Source organism: Oceanobacillus sp. B139/18 (assembly GCF_055524595.1).
On the sequence record NZ_JBVFXI010000001.1, the window covers coordinates 319,493 to 338,652 of the forward strand.

Genomic DNA, 19,160 nt, shown 5'->3' on the forward strand with positions numbered 1-19,160 from the left:
ATAATGATATATTTTGAAAGGAGGTGAACGGGTAATGGCAGATGTGTTTGAACAAGTAAAGTCTATTATTTCTGATCGTCTGGATGTAGACGAAGAAAAAGTAGTTTTAGAAGCTTCATTTAAAGATGACCTTGAAGCAGATTCACTAGATGTTGTTGAGCTTGTTATGGAATTAGAAGACGAGTTTGATATTGAAATTGCTGATGAAGATGCTGAAAAGATTAATACAGTAGGTGATGCTGTAGATTACATAAACAGCAAAGCTTAATGAATAAAAACAACCTATGGGAAAGCTTCTTTTTAGAGGCTTTCCCATAGCTATTTAACGTAGTGGTTACCTGTCTTATTGAAAGATGGTGCTGGTGGTCGTGCTTAATCATGAAATAAATAATTTATTAAAGTATGTGGTAAAATAAAGGTTATATAAGTCAGTATCTGTATGTATTAAAGAATTCCGGCAACGTTTATTTGTTTCTTTAGAAAGTGTGAAATCATTTATTTTATGGGGGTGAAGGAGATTAATTTGGAATTAAGCCAGCTGGAGAATGAATTAGGAATAACTTTTCAACAAAAAGATTTATTAAAGGAAGCATTTACACATTCTTCTTATGTCAATGAATATAAAAAAAGCAAGCTGAATGATAACGAGCGGCTGGAATTTTTAGGAGATGCCGTACTGGAATTAGCTGTTTCACAATATTTATATAGGAATAATCAGGAAATGCCTGAGGGAGAGATGACCAAATTACGTGCAGCTATTGTCTGTGAGGCGTCTTTAACGGTATTTGCAAAACAATTTGACTTTGGGAAATACATCCTTTTAGGTAAAGGAGAAGATAAGACTGGCGGACGTCAAAGACCTGCCATTCTAGCGGATGCATTTGAGGCCTTTTTAGGAGCACTTTATTTAGATCAAGGCTTTGATGCGGTGCTTCGTTTTCTAAATATGCATATTTTCCCTGCATTAACAGTAGATACGTCAACAAGTGTGATGGATTATAAAAGTCATCTTCAGGAAATCGTTCAGCAGCAAAAAGATAGAAAAATTGAGTATGAGATTATTGAAGAGCGCGGACCTTCTCATTATAAAGAGTTTATCGCTCAGGTTGTAATTCAGGGAGAACCCGCTGGAAAAGGAAACGGAAGAACAAAAAAAGAAGCTGAGCAAAAGGCAGCCAGAGCAGCGCTTGAGAAAAAACTTCCAGAATAAAAAAACGTTACGCAAGGATAATTTAGCTGCTTGTTCTTGCGTAACGTTTTTCTTATATTGCATGGCTGAAAAGGTACTGTGGCAACTTTTTCACTGGGATGAGTAATCGAAGCCCTAGTTCCTAAGCGTTGCAGCCTTAGGCTTTCTGTGTCATTTGCGAATGGCTGCTAATTCATTTATAAAGGCCTGTGTTTCTGACGCGCTTAAACGGCCTTTACTGATAACCATATCATACATCCATTTTAAGTCCTCATATTTTTCAAGGTTATAATCCTCTGCGTCCATAATTGAACGATTTACTACCTGTAGCTTTTCAGCTAACTCTTGAAGCATATACTCCATATTTTCCTTGCTTGGCTGCTCTAACTGCATCGTATCCTCCTCTTATTTATCCTCTTCAGGAATTTTATCCGTACATAGAAAAAGTACAAAATAGGAATGAATGGTATTTCAAATGGGCTATGTACGAATAAATAAAATTAATCTTATAACAAGTGTTAATTATAGCATAATTTTTATCCTTCGTTAAAGCATTCCTTTCTGAATTAATAGCATGTCGCGCATAGGCTAAAGTGTCATAATGTGATAAAATATATTAGCTAAACAATTCAAGCAGCGGAAGAAAGAAATAAGTTTCATTTTATTGAAATGTTCACTTTGCCACAGCTTTGGAAATCATAAAGCTGCGTATGAAATGATGAGAGAGGCTGCTGTCAGCCACTTTTTAAAGAATAAGAAAGTATAAAAAATGCTGAATATAGTCGCTCCAACGGGTTTCATGGGGTGAGTAATCTTAGGCCCAGAAATACACTCCGCTTTCCGTGGACCCCAGGCTCATCTCCTTTAAAGAAGACTTAGCGATTGGCAAGCCGACAGGCGCAGACAGAGCTAAAGTCGCACTTATGCCCTGTGGGTAGAAAAAAAGAAGGTCACTTTTTTTCTGCGGGGTCTTCACACTGGGACTGGGACTGCGATTACTCGTCCCATCAAAAAGCGTCGCTAGAATTAGCTTCATTTCTTTGTAAGAAAGCAAATAAAACATATTTCTTCAAAGATGGGAGGGGATGTTGTCTACTCCTGCGGGAAAAGCAACAGATAGACCTGAGCAGGAAGCGGTTTTCTTACCGTGTGGCTGAACGTTGCCCGCGGAAAGCGACTTCCCGGAGCGGACATCTCTTTGGCAAGAACATCGATATTTTAAAGACCAAGTGGTATTCTTGGTTTTTCTTACGATAACGATAAATAGATACGATAAAATAGAAAGATTAGATTTTTAGGAGAATGATTATGCATTTAAAGCGATTAGAAAGTGTTGGATTTAAATCCTTTGCAGAGCGAATTAACGTAGATTTTGTACCTGGAGTAACAGCGGTAGTAGGTCCGAATGGAAGCGGGAAAAGTAATATTACTGACGCAATCCGCTGGGTGCTGGGTGAACAATCTATGAAATCACTGCGCGGATCCAAAATGGAAGATATTATATTCCAGGGGAGTGACTCGAGATCTCCTTTAAATATCGCTGAAGTTACCCTTGTATTAGACAATAAAGATCAGCGCGTACCGCTGGATTACGAAGAAGTCAGTGTGACAAGAAGGGTTTATCGATCTGGGGAAAGCGAATTTTATATCAATAAACAGGTTTGCCGACTGAAGGATATTGTTGATCTGTTTATTGATTCCGGTCTGGGCAGAGAAGCTTTTTCTATTATCAGTCAGGGAAGAGTGGAGGAGATTCTCAGCTCGAAAGCAGAGGAACGCCGTGTGATTTTTGAGGAAGCGGCAGGCGTTTTAAAATATAAGCAGCGTAAGAAAAAAGCGGAATATAAGCTTGCTGAAACGCAGGAGAACCTGAATCGTGTCGAGGATATTGTTTATGAAATTGAACAGCAGCTGGATCCGTTAGAGGAGCAATCAAAAAAAGCAAAAGAATATCAGACCTTGCAGGCTGAACTTCAAGAAACAGAGATTTCTGTGCTGATTACGGAAATGGAACAAATTCATCAGGAATGGCAGCAGGTATTAGAAAACTTAGCTGTAAACGAAAAAAAACAGAAAGAACAATCCGAAGCCATTCGTCTGATCGAAACGGACGTAGCAAAAGAAAAAAAACATATACAGCAATATGAAACAGAAATAGAGCAGCTGCAGACGGATTTATTAGATATAACAGAACGACTGGAGAAATTTGAAGGAAAGAAGCAACTGTTTGATGAACGCTCCAAGCACGCAGATGAGAATAAAGAAAAGCTTGTACAGCAGTTAGATCGGGTTACTTCAAATGTTCGTGTGCTGGAAAAACAAAAAATAAATGAACAGGAGAAGCTGGCGCAGTTAGAGGCTGAGAAGACTGATACTTTGGCCAGGAAAAAAGAATTAGAAAAGAAATTAGCAATGCGGCCGGAAGATGTAGCTAACCGAATTGAGGATTTAAAAGCGGAGTATATCGAGTTGTTGAACCAGCAGGCTGCTTATCGAAATGAAAAACAATCTGTTGATCGGCAGCAAGAGCAAATTGAAGCAAAAAATAATTCTCAATCCATGAAATTTAAAGATATGCTCACGGAGAGAAATGAGCTGCAAGATAAACAGACAGCTGCGGAAGAGGTCTTGCAGACTTACCAGAACCAGCTGGAAAAGAAGGCGCAGCAATTAAAAACGTTAAAGGCTGAATTGCAATCAGAACGCACACAATATGAGGAAGCGCAATCCAAGCTTTATCAAGGCTATCAATACATTGAAAAAGTAAAGTCAAAAAAAGAAATGCTCGAAGAAATGAAGGAAGACTTTCAGGGCTTCTTTCAGGGCGTCCGTCAGGTGTTACGGGCAAGAGAAGAAGGCAAGCTGAAGGATATAGAAGGGGCGGTTATCGAGTTAATGGATGTCCCTAAAGACTATATTACGGCAGTGGAGACCGTATTAGGCGGACAAGCACAGAATATTGTTGTGGAAACAGACCAGGCGGCAAGAGAAGCGATTAATTGGTTGAAAAAGACCAATAGCGGGCGGGCAACTTTTCTCCCGCTTAAATCGATTCAGCCCCGTTTTTTATCCAGTGAAGGAAAACAGGAAGTAAGGGAGCACCCGGGATTTGTAGGTGTTGCTTCTGATTTAGTGCAGCCGAAAGCTAAAAAATATGAGAAAGCAGTGCAGCATTTAATGGGTAATGTGGTTATTGCTAAAACCTTGCGGGATGCAAATGACATTGCAATAAAACTGCATCGCAGATACCGGATTGTCACGCTGGACGGAGACATGGTCCACCCTGGAGGCTCTATGTCAGGAGGAGCGCAGAAAAAACAAAATCAATCGCTGTTTACCCGCGAAAAAGATCTGCAGGAGCTGCATGCGCGCTTGGCAGAATACAAACAGAAAACAGAGCAATTTGAGCAAGGTGTACAGAAGAAAAAAGATTATTTGCGAGAGCTGGATGAAAAAATCAGCGATACCGAGCAAGAAGTGCAGAAAATGCAAAAAGAGGTGCAGGAAAGTCAAGCTGATTTTCAAACCTTTCAGGCGAAGCTGACATCCATCAATGACAATTTGTCCATCTATGATATGGATAAAAAACAGAATGAACAGAGCCGCACAGAATTAGCGGATCGAAATAAAGTCCTGACAAAAGAATTAGAAGAAATCAATATTAAGCTTCAAACAGTGCAAAAAGAAGTGGATGATTTAACAGAGGAAGAAGCGAAATTAAAAGAGACGCAAGGAAAATTACAGGATGCGTTTTACGAGATCAAAGTAACACTGGCTGAGCAGGAAGAACGCTTTAAAAATCAAAAAGCGAATACAAAAGCTTTGGAGACGCAGCTTGAACGGGCAATTGAGGAAAAAAAACAGGTGGACGAAGAGCTGGAGACAATAACGGCAATAAAAAATCAGGAAGAAACAGAAGAAGAAATGGAAGAGAAAATTGTCAATGCCAGAACTTCCAAACAGAGATTAACGGAAAGCATAGAGAAGCTGCGCACTAAAAGAAAAGAAAGCTTAGACAAACAGCAGTCCCTGGAAGCGAAATTGAAAGAAGCGCAGGAACAATACAGCGTGACGAATGAGCACTATCAAAAACAGGAGGTCAAATCAAACCGCCTGGATGTGGAGCTTGATAACCACCTGCAGCAGCTTGAAAAAGAATACTTGATGACATATGAATTGGCAAAACGTGATTATGCAAAGGTTGAAAATATGGATGAGGCAAAAGCAGTCGTCAGCCGTTTAAAGGATAAAATCAACCAGCTGGGTACGATTAATTTAGGTGCTATTGATGAATATGAGCGTATTTCTGAAAGGTACCAGTTCTTAAAAGAACAAAGAGATGACCTTGTGGAAGGAAAGCGAACGCTATATACTGTTATTGAAGAGATGGACACAGAAATGAAGGAGCGGTTTTCAGCCACTTTTTCAAAAATAAAAGAAGAATTCTCTCAGGTGTTTATGCACTTGTTTGGCGGCGGACATGCTGAATTAAAATTAACAAACCCGGATAATTTATTAGAAACAGGCGTAGATATTATTGCGCAGCCGCCGGGGAAAAAATTGCAGCATTTAAGCCTTTTATCAGGAGGAGAACGAGCATTAACAGCAATCGCCCTTCTCTTTTCCATTTTGCGTGTCCGTCCAGTTCCGTTTTGTATACTGGATGAGGTCGAAGCGGCTTTAGATGAAGCGAATGTAGTCCGCTTTGCCAGGTATGTGAAGCAATTCAGCAAGGATACACAGTTTATCGTCATTACACATCGAAAAGGAACCATGGAGGAAGCAGATGTTCTTTATGGTGTGACGATGCAGGAATCAGGGGTGTCGAGACTGGTTTCTGTCCGATTAGAGGATACAAAAGAATTGATTCAATCGTAGGGGGATATCAATATGGGATTTATGGATAAATTGAAAGCGCGTTTTAAGCAAAACGAGGAAACCAAGGAGTTTTCCGAAAAATATCAGGAAGGTATGAAAAAGACAAGAGATACCTTTTCAGGGAAATTAAATGATTTGATTGCACGTTATCGTAAAGTAGATGAGGATTTCTTTGAAGAATTAGAAGAGGTATTAATTACAGCAGATGTCGGTGTTTCCACTGTGATGGATCTTGTCGAAGAACTTAAAATGGAAGTAAAGCGTCAAAAAATCAAGGATTCCTCTGAAATAAAGGATGTTATTTCAGAAAAGCTTGTAGATATTTATTATGGCGATGAAGATTCGTCCATCCAGCATTTGCAGCTGGATGAAGACGGATTACAGGTTATTCTTGTTGTTGGTGTAAATGGCGTGGGGAAAACAACAAGTATTGGCAAGCTTGCACATCAATTAAAAGCAGATGGAAAAAATGTCATCTTAGCAGCAGGGGATACTTTCCGTGCTGGAGCAATCGACCAACTAGAAATCTGGGGAGAGCGTGCCGACGTTCCTGTAATAAAGCACAGCGAAGGCAGTGACCCTGCTGCGGTTATTTATGATGGAATCAGAGCTGCAAAGTCTCGTGAAGCAGATGTTCTCATTTGTGATACTGCAGGAAGACTTCAGAATAAGGTGAATCTGATGAACGAGCTTGCTAAAGTGAAACGCGTCATTGAACGTGAAATTCCAGGTGCTCCCCATGAAGTTTTGCTGGTTTTGGACGCTACTACCGGTCAAAATGCATTGACACAGGCACGTACCTTTTCAGAGGCAACAGATGTGTCCGGAATTGTCTTGACTAAACTGGATGGTACAGCAAAAGGCGGGATTGTGCTGGCTATTCGTAACGAATTGCAAATTCCGGTGAAGTATGTCGGATTAGGTGAAGGGATCAATGACCTGCAGCAATTTGACGCAGATGCCTTTGTATTTGGATTATTTTCTGATTTAGGAATGAGTGAGGAGAGCGAGAAAACGGAATAGGCGAAACCCGCTTGACTACTTGACAATTTCCGATTGAGTTGGATATGATAAATGTAAAGGAAAATCACTTAACAAGAGGTGTGCCCGTTGCTGGAAAAGACAAATCGGATAAATTATTTATATGATTTTTATCAAGCACTGCTGACTCCAAAACAGCGCAGTTATATGGAAATGTATTATCTGGAAGACTACTCATTAGGTGAGATATCGGAGCTCTTTGAAGTTTCCAGACAAGCTGTATATGATAATATAAAAAGAACAGAAAAAATGTTAGAGTCTTATGAGGATAAGCTTCATCTTTTTTCTAGATTTGAAAAACGTAAGCAAATCATTGTGAAGCTTTCGGAAACGGTAAAAGATCCGGAGGCAAAAAAGTATGTTCAACAATTACTAGATTTAGATTAGGGGGATACCTTCTATGGCATTTGAAGGATTAGCGGACCGTCTCCAAGGTACGATAAAGAAAATTACCGGTAAGGGTAAGGTCTCTGAGCAAGATGTAAAAGAGATGACAAGAGAAGTTCGCCTGGCGCTTTTAGAAGCCGATGTAAACTTCAAAGTTGTAAAACAATTAATTGCCCGGATAAAAGAAAGAGCGGTCGGGCAGGAAGTAATGGAAAGCTTAACACCAGGGCAACAGGTTATTAAAGTTGTAAAAGATGAATTAACGAATTTAATGGGTGGAGAGCAAAGTAAAATTGCTGTCGCCGACCGTTCGCCGACCGTTATTATGATGGTTGGTTTACAAGGTGCAGGTAAAACGACCACCACGGGAAAGCTTGCGAACCATTTACGTAAAAAGCATAACCGTAATCCGTTATTAGTTGCATGTGACGTCTATCGTCCGGCAGCCATTCAACAATTGGAAACGCTCGGTACACAGCTGGATATGCCTGTTTTTTCATTAGGAACAGAAGCAAATCCGGTTGATATTGCCAATCAGGCGATTGCTCAGGCAAAAGAGAATCACAATGATTATGTCATTATTGATACGGCCGGCCGTTTGCATGTAGATGAAAACCTGATGGAAGAATTACAGAAAATCAAAACAGATGTAAAACCAGATGAAATCTTTTTAGTGGTTGATTCCATGACTGGGCAGGATGCTGTTAATGTAGCAGAAAGCTTTAATGAACAGCTTGATATTACAGGAGTTGTTCTGACAAAGTTAGACGGGGATACCCGCGGCGGTGCGGCGCTTTCTATCAAAGCGGTAACGGACAAGCCGATTAAATTTGCCGGGATGGGAGAAAAACTGGATCAGCTGGAAGCCTTCCACCCAGAACGTATGGCATCCAGGATTCTCGGTATGGGGGATGTGCTTTCTTTAATTGAAAAAGCTCAGACCAACGTGGATGAAAAACAGGCAAAGGAATTAGAAGAAAAAATGCGTACGATGTCCTTTACATTTGACGATTTCCTGGAACAAATGGGTCAGGTCCGTGAAATGGGGCCGTTAGATGACTTAATGGCTATGATTCCAGGCTCAAACAAGATGAAAGGCTTGAAGAATGCCCAATTAGATGAAAGCCAATTGACCGAAGTTGAGGCAATTATCCAATCCATGACGAAAAAAGAGCGTCAGGAGCCGAGTATTATCAATGGAAGCAGGAGAAAACGGATTGCAAAAGGTTCGGGAACTTCTGTTGCAGCGGTCAACCGCTTAATAAAGCAATTTTCGGAAATGAAAAAAATGATGAAGCAAATGACCAATATGCAAAAAGGGAAAAAAGGAAAAGGCGGCGGATTTAAATTTCCTTTCATGTAGAGTTGATTTTCATGCTTTTTTGTAATAAAATAAGCTTGTAATGGAAAAATACTTTACAGACTAAAAACTATCTGTTAAAATCAATTCTTGTGATAAGATAATTATTGGAGGTGCAAAGCATGGCAGTAAAAATTCGTTTAAAACGTATGGGTTCTAAAAGAAATCCATTCTATCGTATTGTTGTAGCAGACTCTCGTTCTCCACGTGATGGTCGCTTTATCGAACAAATTGGTACGTACAATCCTGTAGTAAATCCAGTTGAGGTTAAAATAGATGAAGAAAAAGCACTTGATTGGATGACAAAAGGTGCAAAACCAAGCGATACAGTACGTAATCTATTCTCTAACGAAGGCATCATGAAGAATTTTCACGAACAAAAAAATTCTAAATAAGTAGTGTGATATCATGAAAGCCCTGATTAAATCGATTGTTACCTCATTAGTAGATTATCCGGATGATATTGTGATAAAAGAAACGGAAGAAGATTCTAAAGTTACGTATCATTTAACTGTTCATCCGGACGATGTCGGAAAAGTCATTGGCAAAAACGGCCGGATTGCAAAAGCAATACGAACTGTTGTATACGCAGCAAACACTGGTGGTAATAAACGTATTTTTTTGGATATTATGTAAGGTTCGTATTCAGAAAGAATACATTCTTTCTGAATAACTTGGTAAAGGGAAAGCTGACCCTGCTTTTAGGGCTCAACTTTCCCTTTTTACACATTTAAACCCGAATCTATCAGGCAGGAGCTGAATTGAAATGAAATTAATTAAAAAAGTTCCCATTAAGGTAGTCGTGACAGAGGACAGCAAAGAAAAAATCCGCCAAAATTTCACAAATCATAAATTACGTCTTGAACAAGAGTGTCAACAACTCCAATTTGAAATGAGAAAATTAAAGAACAAAAATGCAAATGTTCGTTCAGATATGGAAACTCGGTTTAACCAGGAAATTAAAAATCGCCAGGAAAAAATGAAGCTGTTAGATTTTAAGATAGAACAGTTAGATGAATTAAAAATGGGTAGCGAAATCGTTGAAAAAGAGGTTGAAGCTCTTGTTGAGGTCGAAGTAGGCTCCGATTGGCACCATCTTATGAAGGAGCAGGCTATCGTAATTAAAGATGATAAGGTTATCCGAATCGACGAATGAAATAGGTGAAAAAAGATGCATACAGAGAAATTAAAAATTGGTAAAATCGTGAATACACATGGAATTAAAGGCGAGGTAAAGGTTTTGCGCATTACCGATTTCGAAGAACGTTTTACGCCTGGAAATGAAGTGATTATTTCATCAGACCAGCGTGATATCACATTGGAAATTGGATCACATCGCATTCATAAAGGGTTTGATTTGATTACATTTAAAGGATATGCCAATCTGAATGATGTAGAACAATGGAAAGGCATGAATTTGTATATCGATAAAAATCAAACAGCAGAATTGGAAGAGAACGCGTTTTACTATCATGAAATTATCGGCTGTCAAGTTCAGACAGCGGAGGGAGATACATTAGGGAAAGTGAAAGAAATCCTCTCTCCCGGCGCTAATGATGTCTGGGTAGTACAAAGGCCTGGCAAGAAGGATTTGTTAATACCCTATATTGAAGATGTAGTCAAAAAGGTAGACATTCAGACTGGAGTTATTTCAGTGGAGTTAATGGAAGGGATGTTAGATTAGATGCATATTGATATTCTGACACTTTTCCCGGAAATGTTTTATGGTGTGATGGAAAGTTCTATCCTGAAAAAAGCGGCTGATAAAGATCAGTTTTCTTATCAGCTTGTTGATTTTCGTCATTATTCCACGCAAAAACATAAAAAAGTAGATGATTATCCTTATGGGGGCGGAGCAGGTATGGTACTGACGCCACAGCCTGTATTTGATGCTGTTGAAGCGGTGAAAAAAGAGAGAACTTCCCGTCCGCGTGTTGTTTTGATGTGCCCTCAGGGAGAGCCTTACACACAGAAAAAAGCAGAGGAGCTGGCTCAGGAGGAGCATCTGATTTTTATTTGCGGTCATTACGAAGGATATGATGAGCGAATTCGTGAGCATCTTGTAACGGATGAAATTTCTATAGGAGACTATGTCTTAACTGGTGGAGAATTAGGGGCAATGGTTGTTGTTGACAGTGTTGTTCGTTTATTGCCAGAGGCTCTTGGAAACGAAGCCTCCGCAAAGCAGGATTCTTTTTCGACTGGATTATTGGAACACCCCCATTACACTCGCCCTGCGGATTTTCGCGGGATGAAGGCTCCAGAAGTCCTTTTATCCGGAAACCATGCGAATATTGAAGCCTGGAGAAGGAAAGAATCCTTGAGGCGAACTGCTGAAAGACGCCCTGATTTATTAGAAAATCAACCGTTAGATACAACAGATAAAGAAATACTTCAAGAATTAAAAAATGACGAAAAATAGTTGTGCTTTACGCCATAATATGCTATATTATTAATTGTGCTTATGTGCGTGTAAGCATGTAAAACGATGTTCCGCTGTTCAGATAAAAGGGCATGAGCATTAGTTTGGAAGGAGTGAAAATCATGCAACAAATTATTGCAGACGTAACCAAAGATCAATTACGTACAGACCATCCTGATTTTCGACCTGGTGACACTTTAAAGGTGCACGTGAAGGTTGTAGAGGGAAGTCGTGAGCGTATTCAGGTATTTGAAGGTGTTGTAATTAAACGTCAAAACGGCGGAATCAGCGAAACATTCACAGTAAGAAAAATTTCTTACGGTGTTGGTGTGGAGCGTACTTTCCCATTACATTCACCAAGAGTTGATAAAATTGAAGTTTCTCGTCGCGGTATTGTACGTCGTGCGAAGCTTTACTACCTGCGTAACCTGCGCGGAAAAGCTGCTCGTATTAAAGAACGTCGCTAATCAGCCGGCAGAGGATATGAAACGAATACAAAAGGGCTACGTCAATCATGGCAGTAGCTCTTTTTCATTCTTAAAGAGAACGTTCAAAAAGTCCAATAAAAAGGAATAAAAATAACACGGTGATTAGACGAACTTTTACTAAAATCGCAGTCTCAGGACGTCGCGTTCTTAGCTGACTGGTCCTATTTATCGAACTTTTGAACAGGCACTTTAATAAAAATAATACTACTTAGAATTTGTTTATCTAACACTTACTAGCTACAATATAAGGTAGACTGAAGTTATCGGAGGAAATCAGATGACAGAGAAAGAGCAAAAAAAGAAAAAGAATGAGTGGTTGGAGTGGATAAAAGCTATCCTTCTTGCTGTAGGTTTTGTGTTCTTAGTGCGGATGTTCTTATTTGCGCCTATCGTTGTAGAAGGACCATCGATGCTGCCAACCTTGCATGACCGTGATCAAATGATTGTTAATAAAATTAATTATACGCTTGGAGAACCAGATCGTTTTGACATTGTTGTGTTCCATGCTCCTGAGCAAAATGATTTTATTAAGCGTGTTATTGGACTGCCTGGAGAGCATGTAGCAGTGAGAGATAATGTACTGTATATCGATGGGGAACCGGTAGATGAGCCGTTCTTAAATGATCAGGTCTTTACAAATGATTTCGAACTGGAAGAATTGGAAGAAGGCTATGAAGTGGTTCCTGAGGATTCCGTATTCGTACTAGGCGATAATCGGAGCAACTCAACAGACAGCCGAATTATCGGAGTAGTACCGATGGATGAGGTAGTCGGAGAGGCAAGTCTGGTCTACTGGCCATTGAATCGTATACACTTTAGTGAATAAGGAAGGTGAAAAAATATGCCTATACAGTGGTTTCCCGGTCATATGGCGAAGGCGCGCAGAGAAGTACAGGAGCAATTAAAGCTTGTTGACTTTGTCATTGAACTGGTTGATGCAAGAGCACCGTACTCCTCGCAAAACCCGATGCTGCAAGAGGTTTTAGGGCAAAAACCTAAGCTTGTCTTACTGATGAAAAAAGATTTAGCTGACCCTGCGAAAACAGCTGAATGGATAGCAGGTTATCAGGAGCAGGGGATACAGGCTGCAGCGGTCGATGTGAATCAAAAAGGAGATATACAGCAGGTTGTTCAGCTGGCCAAAGCAATGGGACAAGAAAAGATGGACAAGCTGAAGGCGAAAGGAATTAAGCCGAGACCAGCCAGAGCAATGATCGTTGGTATCCCGAATGTGGGGAAATCTACTTTGATTAACCGGCTTGCCAATAAAAAAATTGCGAAGACGGGAGATCGTCCCGGAATTACTAAACAGCAATTATGGATTAAAATAAAGAAAGACTTCGAATTACTGGATACACCAGGTATTTTATGGCCGAAATTTGAAGAAGAGGCTGTAGGATACCGGCTGGCGGCAATCGGAACAATAAAAGACCAGCTGCTTCCTCTTCAGGATATTACAGCCTTTGTTATTCGCTTCTTATTTGAAGAATATCCGAATTACCTGAAGGAACGCTATGCTGTAGAAGATAGTACGGACATGGTAGAACTATTTGAGGGTATCGGCAGAAAAAGAGGCGCATTAGAAAGCGGCGGTCATGTGAATTTTGATAAAGTATCCGATATCGTTCTTCAAGATTTAAGAACAGGAAAATTAGGCAAGTTCACTTTGGAACAGCCATAAAATATATTTAACAGCCTGCAAGGGATTTTCTTTGTAGGCTATTTTCATATTTATAGAAGATGTTTAAAAAGATAGCTTAACAAGTTTGATAAAATGACGATAATAAAAGAAAGCAGGATAGATATGAAAAAGCAATCAATCGCAGAAATTAAAGGGTTACTTAAAGAAGGTACCCTGACAGCAGAAGAATGGGAAGTAATTCTTCAAGACGAAAGGAAAGGCGTTCAGACACTGGTACAATCCTATCAGCGTAAACAAGAGCGTGAAAAACGTTTAATTAAACAGTTTGCTGATATGCAGCGCTATGAGAACAATGCATATATGAATGGAATAGAAAATATAGCAGGTGTGGATGAAGTCGGCAGAGGTCCGCTTGCAGGTCCTGTTGTAGCAGCTGCTGTGATTCTTCCAAAAGATTTTCAATTAATCGGGTTAAATGACTCCAAGAAACTAAAAGAAAACGTAAGGGAAGAATACAGCACCTATATCAAAGAGCATGCTGTCAGCTATCATATTTCATTTATAGATAATCAGACTATAGATACGATTAATATTTATGAAGCAACCAAAAAAGCAATGTATGATGCGTTATCAGGGCTGACTCCATCTCCTGAGCATGTACTGGTTGATGCAGTTCATTTGCCCGGCTTAACCTGTTCTCAGGAAGCGATTATCAAGGGAGATGCGTCAAGCGTCAGTATTGCGGCTGCCAGTGTTTTGGCAAAGGTAGCCCGTGATCAGTATATGAAGGAATTACATAAGGAATATCCCGGCTATGATTTTGATAAAAATATGGGATACGGGACCAAAGCACATTTAGAAGGGCTGAATCAATTTGGGGTGACGCCTTACCATAGAACATCATTTGCACCAATAAAAACAATGGGAAAATGATAAAGAAAAAGAGGAGAGCCTATGCGGATTCAAGACAATGTAAAGGCGGCTAAATTACTGCATCCTTCCAAGGCGAATCTGCTTCATAATCTGAAGACAGGGGATATTTTACAAGGAACAGTAAAGCAGCTTTTTCCAAATCAACGAGCAGCCATTCAAATTCAGGGCAGCCAGCTAATTGCCCAGCTGGAGGCTTCTCTTTCTGTGGGCGGAAAATATTTTTTTCAAGTAACATCCCATGAAGGGAAGATGCCTGAATTAAAAGTAATGACTGGTGAGCAGCATAATGGGCAGCAGATGACTCGTCATCTTCTCCAGCAGCTTGGCATCAAAGAAAATAAATTATCGTTCCAGCTGGCCAGTGCGCTTGTCGGAGAACAAGTGCCCATGCAGAGAAGTGATTTGATGCAGGCAATGCAGTATATTCAGGATAACAAAATCTCACAGAAGCAAGCACAGCCTATTCTTATGGAGTTAATGAAAATGCGTATCCCGGTAACGCCAGCTTCATTCCAAGCAGTGCAGGCGTTTCAAAACGGCAATTTTAGTGAGAGCTTAGCGTCGCTGGAACGTTCCCTTCTTCCCGGCCAGCAGCCGATGTTGCGGGCTAGCCTGGAACACATACTTAAAGGTTTTCCTTCTGAACAAAGCGCTGTGCGTGCCATTTTGAGTGCCGATGCTCAAGCTGCAAAGCCTGTTTTATTTCCGCTGCTTCAAAGCCTCGGCTTCGTTTCTAAAGGACTGGACAGACAGGCATGGACAAATATTTTGCAGCAATGGAATTCACCTGTTACACAAACGCCGCCCAATCAAGCGGCGGCTTCAGCTCCATTTACAGCTGGTTTGGAAGAAATAAAGGGGAAGATTCAATCTATTTTAGCTACTCAGCAGCAGCTGACAGCAGAAGCGAAGCCTGTACTACAACAAGGCAATAACACGGCAGCACTGATGAAGCAGAGTATAGAAGCGCAGTTTCCGCAATCTTTTTCAGATAAAGGATTAGGAAATGAAGGAAATGTCCGTCAAATTATCGAGGCTTTATCTGATTCTAAAAATTTTCCAATGTTAGAACGGTTCTCGAATATTTTGGGAACTTCGAATGAAAGAGCGATGAGAATTGTACTGACAGCCGATGCACAAGCTGAGAAACCAGTACTGTTTCCTCTTTTGCAAAACTTAGGAATGGTTTCCAAAGCCCTGGATAAACAAAGCTGGATAAATGCATTAAAGCAATGGAACCCGCCTGTATCACAAAATCAAGGGCCAGTAACCGCGCCATTTACAAGCAGTTTCGAAGGAGTAAAGGAGCAGATTCAGTCTATTTTAGGCAATCAAAAGCAATTAATGACTGAAGCTAAAGCGTTACAAGGAGCACTGATGCAAGGAAACAATGCTGCAGTACAGCCCAAGTCAACTCTGGCTGCTGAGTTTCCGCAGTATTTCGCCAATCAATCACCGGTTACCCAGGAGAGCGGCACCGTGCGTTCATTACTGGAAGCTTTGGCCGAACCGAAAACCTATCAGGCACTGCAGCGGTTCATAAATATATGGATAGCTTCAAATGAAAATACCATCCATGATCCTAAAGAACAGTTCCTGCAGCAAATGCAGTGGGTTCTCCGCGATGCCGGACTGAATGCTGAAAATTCGTTGAAAACAGATGATGCAAACACGATGCAGTTCAAACACTTATTACTAGAAATGCTTCAGAGCAGCAGTGGTGGAATCAGCAGGGATAACGCACAGCAGGTGGTTCATTTTTTAAATGGCATGCAATTAAATAACATGAATGACAGCAGTTATTTTATTCAGGCTAATATACAGATACCTGGACAAAAATTGGGGGTATCCAAGGATATCGATTTGCATTTTGAGGGCAAGAAGACTGCTGACGGGAGGATTGATCCGGAGCATTGCCGTATTATTTTTGACCTGAATCTGCACGGAATGAAAGAAACCATTGTTGATCTGCATGTTCAAAAAAAATCACTGTCTATCACCATCTATAACGATCAGGCTACAACCCCGGTGCTGGTGGAAAAGCTTCGTCCTAATCTGCAGGAAGCATTAGAAAGCATGGATTATCACGTGGCATCAGTTACCTGCAAGCCCTATACGGAAGCAGAAAAACAACAGCGTCAGGCAATAAAAACTGCTGAGGAAAGGCCTGGTTCTGGAAAGGTGGATTTTCGAGTATGAATGAAAAACGAAAAAAAGCAGTTGCCTTAAGCTATGAGCAGAGTATGGACGATGCACCAAGAGTAATGGCTTCAGGAAAAGGCTTTGTTGCAGAAGAAATTATTGAGCGGGCAGAGGCGCATGATATACCAATTTTAGAAGACCCTTCCTTAGTCGAGGTACTGGCTGAATTAAATATCAATGAACAGATTCCAGAGGAGTTATTTCAGGTAGTGTCAGAAGTGTTTGCTTTTATCTATCGGGCAGATAAACAAACTGGAATAGAGAATAGGTGAATAAGAGTTTAGTCAGGAACCATTCATTTTCTATTTTACAACGGTGTCCATACTTTTGGCGGGTTAAGAAATAATATTGATTTTTATGTTCCCTATTTCTTGTTTATTTCCTATATTTTTAATACAATAGTAGTGCATTGATTTTGATAGGAGGATGGAAGATGAACATTCATGAGTACCAAGGTAAACAAGTTTTACGAGAATTTGGTGTAAACGTTCCGAACGGTCATGTTGCTTATTCTGTAGACGAAGCTGTAGAAGCTGCGGAAAAGCTTGGCTCGTCTGTAACCGTTGTCAAGGCGCAAATCCATGCAGGTGGACGCGGTAAAGCCGGCGGGGTAAAGGTAGCAAAGAGTCTGGAGGAAGTTCGTACATATGCGGATGAAATTTTAGGGAAAACGCTTGTAACACATCAGAACGGACCTGACGGCACAGAAGTAAAACGTTTACTTATTGAAGAAGGCTGTGATATTCAGAAAGAATATTACGTAGGGGTAGTTCTTGACCGTGCCACATCAAGAGTTGTTATGATGGCGTCTGAAGAAGGCGGTACAGAAATTGAAGAGGTGGCAGAAGCAACACCTGAAAAAATCTTTAAAGAAGTGATTGACCCTGTTGTTGGTTTATCACCTTATCAAGCTAGAAGACTAGCATTCAATATTAATATTCCGGATGAATTACTGGGTAAAGCAGTTAAATTTATGACTGCACTATATGATGCTTTTGTTGCAAAAGATTGCTCTATCGCAGAAATTAACCCGCTTGTAACTACAGGTGATAACGAAGTTCTTGCGTTGGATGCAAAATTAAACTTTGATGATAACGCACTCTATCGTCAACCAGAAATTGCAGAACTGCGTGACTTAGGCGAGGAAGACGAGAAAGAAATCCAAGCTTCTAAATATGACTTAAGCTATGTTTCATTAGACGGAAACATCGGGTGTATGGTAAACGGCGCCGGCTTAGCAATGTCTACAATGGATATTATTAAGCATTATGGCGGCGATCCGGCTAACTTCCTTGATGTAGGGGGCGGTGCTACAGCCGAAAAAGTAACCGAAGCATTTAAAATCATTCTTTCAGATAAAAATGTAAAAGGAATTTTTGTAAACATTTTTGGCGGAATTATGAAATGTGATGTTATTGCTGAAGGTGTTGTAGAAGCAACGAAGCAAATTGGCTTGACTATACCATTAGTTGTCCGCTTAGAAGGTACAAACGTAGAGCGGGGCAAAGAAATTTTAGATGAATCAGGTCTAAATATTACTTCTGCAACCTCTATGGCAGACGGCGCAGAGAAAATTGTTGCTGCAGTGAAGTAAAGCAGTTACCGTGTATTGACTTACAAATAGAGGACGTAAAAATAGGAAAGGGCGGACTTATAATGAGTGTTTATATTAATAAAGATACAAAAGTAATAGTCCAAGGAATTACAGGTGGAACTGCACGTTTCCATACAAAACAAATGCTGGAATATGGTACAAAAATTGTTGGCGGGGTAACACCGAAAAAAGCAGGTACAGAAGTAGAAGGAGTTCCTGTTTTTAACACAGTTGATGATGCTGTAAAAGCTACTGGAGCAACCGCATCTGTTATCTATGTACCGGCACCTTTTGCTGCAGATGCTATCATTGAAGCAACAGATGCAGAGCTTGATTTAGTTATCTGTATTACAGAACATATTCCGGTAATGGATATGGTGAAAGTGAAACGCTATATGGAAGGCAAGAAAACACGCCTTGTTGGGCCAAACTGCCCTGGTGTGATTACAGCAGATGAAACAAAAATTGGGATTATGCCAGGATATATCCATAAAAAAGGGCATATCGGCGTGGTATCCCGCTCTGGTACATTGACGTATGAAGCTGTTCATCAATTGTCCGAAGCTGGTTATGGACAGACAACTGCTGTCGGTATTGGCGGCGACCCGGTTAACGGGACAAACTTTATTGATGTACTAGAAGAGTTTAACAAAGACTCTGAAACAGAGGCTGTTATTATGATCGGTGAAATCGGCGGTACCGCGGAAGAAGAAGCTGCTGAGTGGGTGAAAGCGAATATGACAAAGCCCGTAGTCGGATTTATCGGCGGAGCAACAGCACCTCCAGGAAAACGTATGGGACATGCCGGTGCTATTATCTCCGGAGGAAAAGGAACAGCTGATGAAAAAATCCGTGTAATGGAATCCTGCGGAATTAAAGTAGCTGCAACTCCTTCTGTTATGGGAGAAACAATGATTGAAGCATTGAAAGAAAATGGTTTAGAGGAAAAATGTAAAACGCATTAAGCATGTTGAAGTACTTTAAGGTACCTGGGCAGAGGATTCTACTTCCTTCTATAATATAG

Annotated in this window: 20 protein-coding genes; 19 read left to right on the forward strand and 1 reads right to left on the reverse strand. The window is 40.4% G+C overall.

Going from position 1 to position 19,160, the window contains the following annotated elements; all coding sequences use genetic code 11:
• Positions 1-34: 34 nt before the first annotated feature.
• Together acpP and rnc are read left to right on the forward strand one after the other, a co-directional pair.
• Positions 35-268 (forward strand): acyl carrier protein, encoded by a 234-nt coding sequence (acpP, locus tag ACZSMY_RS01495; RefSeq protein ID WP_042535086.1) that lies wholly within the window; start codon positions 35-37, stop codon positions 266-268.
• Between the two features lie 234 nt (positions 269-502).
• Positions 503-1,210, forward strand: coding sequence for a ribonuclease III (gene rnc / locus ACZSMY_RS01500; RefSeq protein ID WP_374705731.1), 708 nt, complete (start codon positions 503-505; stop codon positions 1,208-1,210).
• Positions 1,211-1,360: 150 nt separating this feature from the next.
• Here the strand turns inward: rnc and ACZSMY_RS01505 are convergent, their stop codons facing one another.
• Entirely contained in the window at positions 1,361-1,582 is a 222-nt protein-coding gene (locus ACZSMY_RS01505; RefSeq protein WP_042535084.1) for a DUF1128 domain-containing protein, read from the reverse strand.
• 915 nt (positions 1,583-2,497) lie between these two features.
• On the opposite strand from ACZSMY_RS01505, the gene smc reads away from it, so the two are divergent.
• The 17 genes from smc to sucD all read left to right on the forward strand — a co-directional run bounded on the left by smc (position 2,498) and on the right by sucD (position 19,101).
• Positions 2,498-6,067 carry a chromosome segregation protein SMC gene (smc, locus tag ACZSMY_RS01510; RefSeq protein WP_042535082.1) on the forward strand — a complete coding sequence of 1,190 codons (3,570 nt, stop codon included), beginning with the start codon at positions 2,498-2,500 and terminating at the stop codon, positions 6,065-6,067.
• 12 nt (positions 6,068-6,079) lie between these two features.
• A complete protein-coding gene (gene ftsY / locus ACZSMY_RS01515; protein ID WP_465147422.1) occupies positions 6,080-7,090 on the forward strand; it encodes a signal recognition particle-docking protein FtsY in 1,011 nt (336 codons plus the stop codon).
• An 87-nt stretch (positions 7,091-7,177) separates the two neighbouring features.
• Entirely contained in the window at positions 7,178-7,495 is a 318-nt protein-coding gene (locus ACZSMY_RS01520; RefSeq protein ID WP_042535078.1) for a putative DNA-binding protein, read from the forward strand.
• Positions 7,496-7,508: 13 nt separating this feature from the next.
• Positions 7,509-8,858, forward strand: a complete 1,350-nt coding sequence (ffh, locus tag ACZSMY_RS01525; protein WP_042535076.1) for a signal recognition particle protein — start codon at positions 7,509-7,511, stop codon at positions 8,856-8,858.
• Between the two features lie 119 nt (positions 8,859-8,977).
• Positions 8,978-9,250 (forward strand): 30S ribosomal protein S16, encoded by a 273-nt coding sequence (gene rpsP / locus ACZSMY_RS01530; protein WP_042535073.1) that lies wholly within the window; start codon positions 8,978-8,980, stop codon positions 9,248-9,250.
• Between the two features lie 13 nt (positions 9,251-9,263).
• Entirely contained in the window at positions 9,264-9,491 is a 228-nt protein-coding gene (locus ACZSMY_RS01535) for a KH domain-containing protein (RefSeq protein WP_042535071.1), read from the forward strand.
• Positions 9,492-9,621: 130 nt separating this feature from the next.
• Positions 9,622-10,011, forward strand: coding sequence for a YlqD family protein (locus tag ACZSMY_RS01540; RefSeq protein ID WP_042535069.1), 390 nt, complete (start codon positions 9,622-9,624; stop codon positions 10,009-10,011).
• A 15-nt stretch (positions 10,012-10,026) separates the two neighbouring features.
• On the forward strand, positions 10,027-10,539 hold the full coding sequence (gene rimM, locus ACZSMY_RS01545; RefSeq protein ID WP_042535068.1) for a ribosome maturation factor RimM: 513 nt from the start codon (positions 10,027-10,029) through the stop codon (positions 10,537-10,539).
• Positions 10,540-11,277, forward strand: coding sequence for a tRNA (guanosine(37)-N1)-methyltransferase TrmD (gene trmD, locus ACZSMY_RS01550; RefSeq protein ID WP_042535066.1), 738 nt, complete (start codon positions 10,540-10,542; stop codon positions 11,275-11,277). It begins immediately after the preceding gene.
• Between the two features lie 122 nt (positions 11,278-11,399).
• Complete coding sequence (gene rplS, locus ACZSMY_RS01555) at positions 11,400-11,744, forward strand: 50S ribosomal protein L19 (protein ID WP_042535064.1); 345 nt, start codon at positions 11,400-11,402, stop codon at positions 11,742-11,744.
• A 298-nt stretch (positions 11,745-12,042) separates the two neighbouring features.
• Entirely contained in the window at positions 12,043-12,591 is a 549-nt protein-coding gene (gene lepB / locus ACZSMY_RS01560; RefSeq protein ID WP_042535062.1) for a signal peptidase I, read from the forward strand.
• Positions 12,592-12,606: 15 nt separating this feature from the next.
• Positions 12,607-13,446, forward strand: coding sequence for a ribosome biogenesis GTPase YlqF (ylqF, locus tag ACZSMY_RS01565; RefSeq protein WP_042535061.1), 840 nt, complete (start codon positions 12,607-12,609; stop codon positions 13,444-13,446).
• Between the two features lie 123 nt (positions 13,447-13,569).
• Positions 13,570-14,340 (forward strand): ribonuclease HII, encoded by a 771-nt coding sequence (locus ACZSMY_RS01570; RefSeq protein ID WP_465147423.1) that lies wholly within the window; start codon positions 13,570-13,572, stop codon positions 14,338-14,340.
• A 21-nt stretch (positions 14,341-14,361) separates the two neighbouring features.
• Positions 14,362-16,539 carry a hypothetical protein gene (locus ACZSMY_RS01575; protein WP_455725842.1) on the forward strand — a complete coding sequence of 726 codons (2,178 nt, stop codon included), beginning with the start codon at positions 14,362-14,364 and terminating at the stop codon, positions 16,537-16,539.
• Entirely contained in the window at positions 16,536-16,814 is a 279-nt protein-coding gene (locus ACZSMY_RS01580) for an EscU/YscU/HrcU family type III secretion system export apparatus switch protein (protein ID WP_042535056.1), read from the forward strand. Before ACZSMY_RS01575 ends, ACZSMY_RS01580 begins: the two co-directional genes overlap by 4 nt.
• 161 nt (positions 16,815-16,975) lie before the next feature.
• Positions 16,976-18,136, forward strand: a complete 1,161-nt coding sequence (gene sucC, locus ACZSMY_RS01585) for an ADP-forming succinate--CoA ligase subunit beta (RefSeq protein WP_042535054.1) — start codon at positions 16,976-16,978, stop codon at positions 18,134-18,136.
• Positions 18,137-18,198: 62 nt separating this feature from the next.
• Positions 18,199-19,101, forward strand: a complete 903-nt coding sequence (gene sucD / locus ACZSMY_RS01590) for a succinate--CoA ligase subunit alpha (protein WP_042535052.1) — start codon at positions 18,199-18,201, stop codon at positions 19,099-19,101.
• Positions 19,102-19,160 lie beyond the last annotated feature (59 nt).

Excerpts from the sequence above, each read along its gene's own strand:
- ACZSMY_RS01505 (WP_042535084.1), bottom strand. The coding sequence starts at position 1,582 with ATGCAGTTAGAGCAGCCAAGCAAGGAAAATATGGAGTATATGCTTCAA.
- ftsY (WP_465147422.1), top strand. The coding sequence starts at position 6,080 with ATGGGATTTATGGATAAATTGAAAGCGCGTTTTAAGCAAAACGAGGAA.
- ACZSMY_RS01575 (WP_455725842.1), top strand. The coding sequence starts at position 14,362 with ATGCGGATTCAAGACAATGTAAAGGCGGCTAAATTACTGCATCCTTCC.
- smc (WP_042535082.1), top strand. The coding sequence starts at position 2,498 with ATGCATTTAAAGCGATTAGAAAGTGTTGGATTTAAATCCTTTGCAGAG.
- ACZSMY_RS01570 (WP_465147423.1), top strand. The coding sequence starts at position 13,570 with ATGAAAAAGCAATCAATCGCAGAAATTAAAGGGTTACTTAAAGAAGGT.
- rpsP (WP_042535073.1), top strand. The coding sequence starts at position 8,978 with ATGGCAGTAAAAATTCGTTTAAAACGTATGGGTTCTAAAAGAAATCCA.
- ACZSMY_RS01580 (WP_042535056.1), top strand. The coding sequence starts at position 16,536 with ATGAATGAAAAACGAAAAAAAGCAGTTGCCTTAAGCTATGAGCAGAGT.
- sucC (WP_042535054.1), top strand. The coding sequence starts at position 16,976 with ATGAACATTCATGAGTACCAAGGTAAACAAGTTTTACGAGAATTTGGT.
- sucD (WP_042535052.1), top strand. The coding sequence starts at position 18,199 with ATGAGTGTTTATATTAATAAAGATACAAAAGTAATAGTCCAAGGAATT.
- trmD (WP_042535066.1), top strand. The coding sequence starts at position 10,540 with ATGCATATTGATATTCTGACACTTTTCCCGGAAATGTTTTATGGTGTG.
- rnc (WP_374705731.1), top strand. The coding sequence starts at position 503 with ATGGGGGTGAAGGAGATTAATTTGGAATTAAGCCAGCTGGAGAATGAA.
- rimM (WP_042535068.1), top strand. The coding sequence starts at position 10,027 with ATGCATACAGAGAAATTAAAAATTGGTAAAATCGTGAATACACATGGA.
- rplS (WP_042535064.1), top strand. The coding sequence starts at position 11,400 with ATGCAACAAATTATTGCAGACGTAACCAAAGATCAATTACGTACAGAC.
- lepB (WP_042535062.1), top strand. The coding sequence starts at position 12,043 with ATGACAGAGAAAGAGCAAAAAAAGAAAAAGAATGAGTGGTTGGAGTGG.
- ffh (WP_042535076.1), top strand. The coding sequence starts at position 7,509 with ATGGCATTTGAAGGATTAGCGGACCGTCTCCAAGGTACGATAAAGAAA.
- ylqF (WP_042535061.1), top strand. The coding sequence starts at position 12,607 with ATGCCTATACAGTGGTTTCCCGGTCATATGGCGAAGGCGCGCAGAGAA.
- acpP (WP_042535086.1), top strand. The coding sequence starts at position 35 with ATGGCAGATGTGTTTGAACAAGTAAAGTCTATTATTTCTGATCGTCTG.
- ACZSMY_RS01540 (WP_042535069.1), top strand. The coding sequence starts at position 9,622 with ATGAAATTAATTAAAAAAGTTCCCATTAAGGTAGTCGTGACAGAGGAC.
- ACZSMY_RS01535 (WP_042535071.1), top strand. The coding sequence starts at position 9,264 with ATGAAAGCCCTGATTAAATCGATTGTTACCTCATTAGTAGATTATCCG.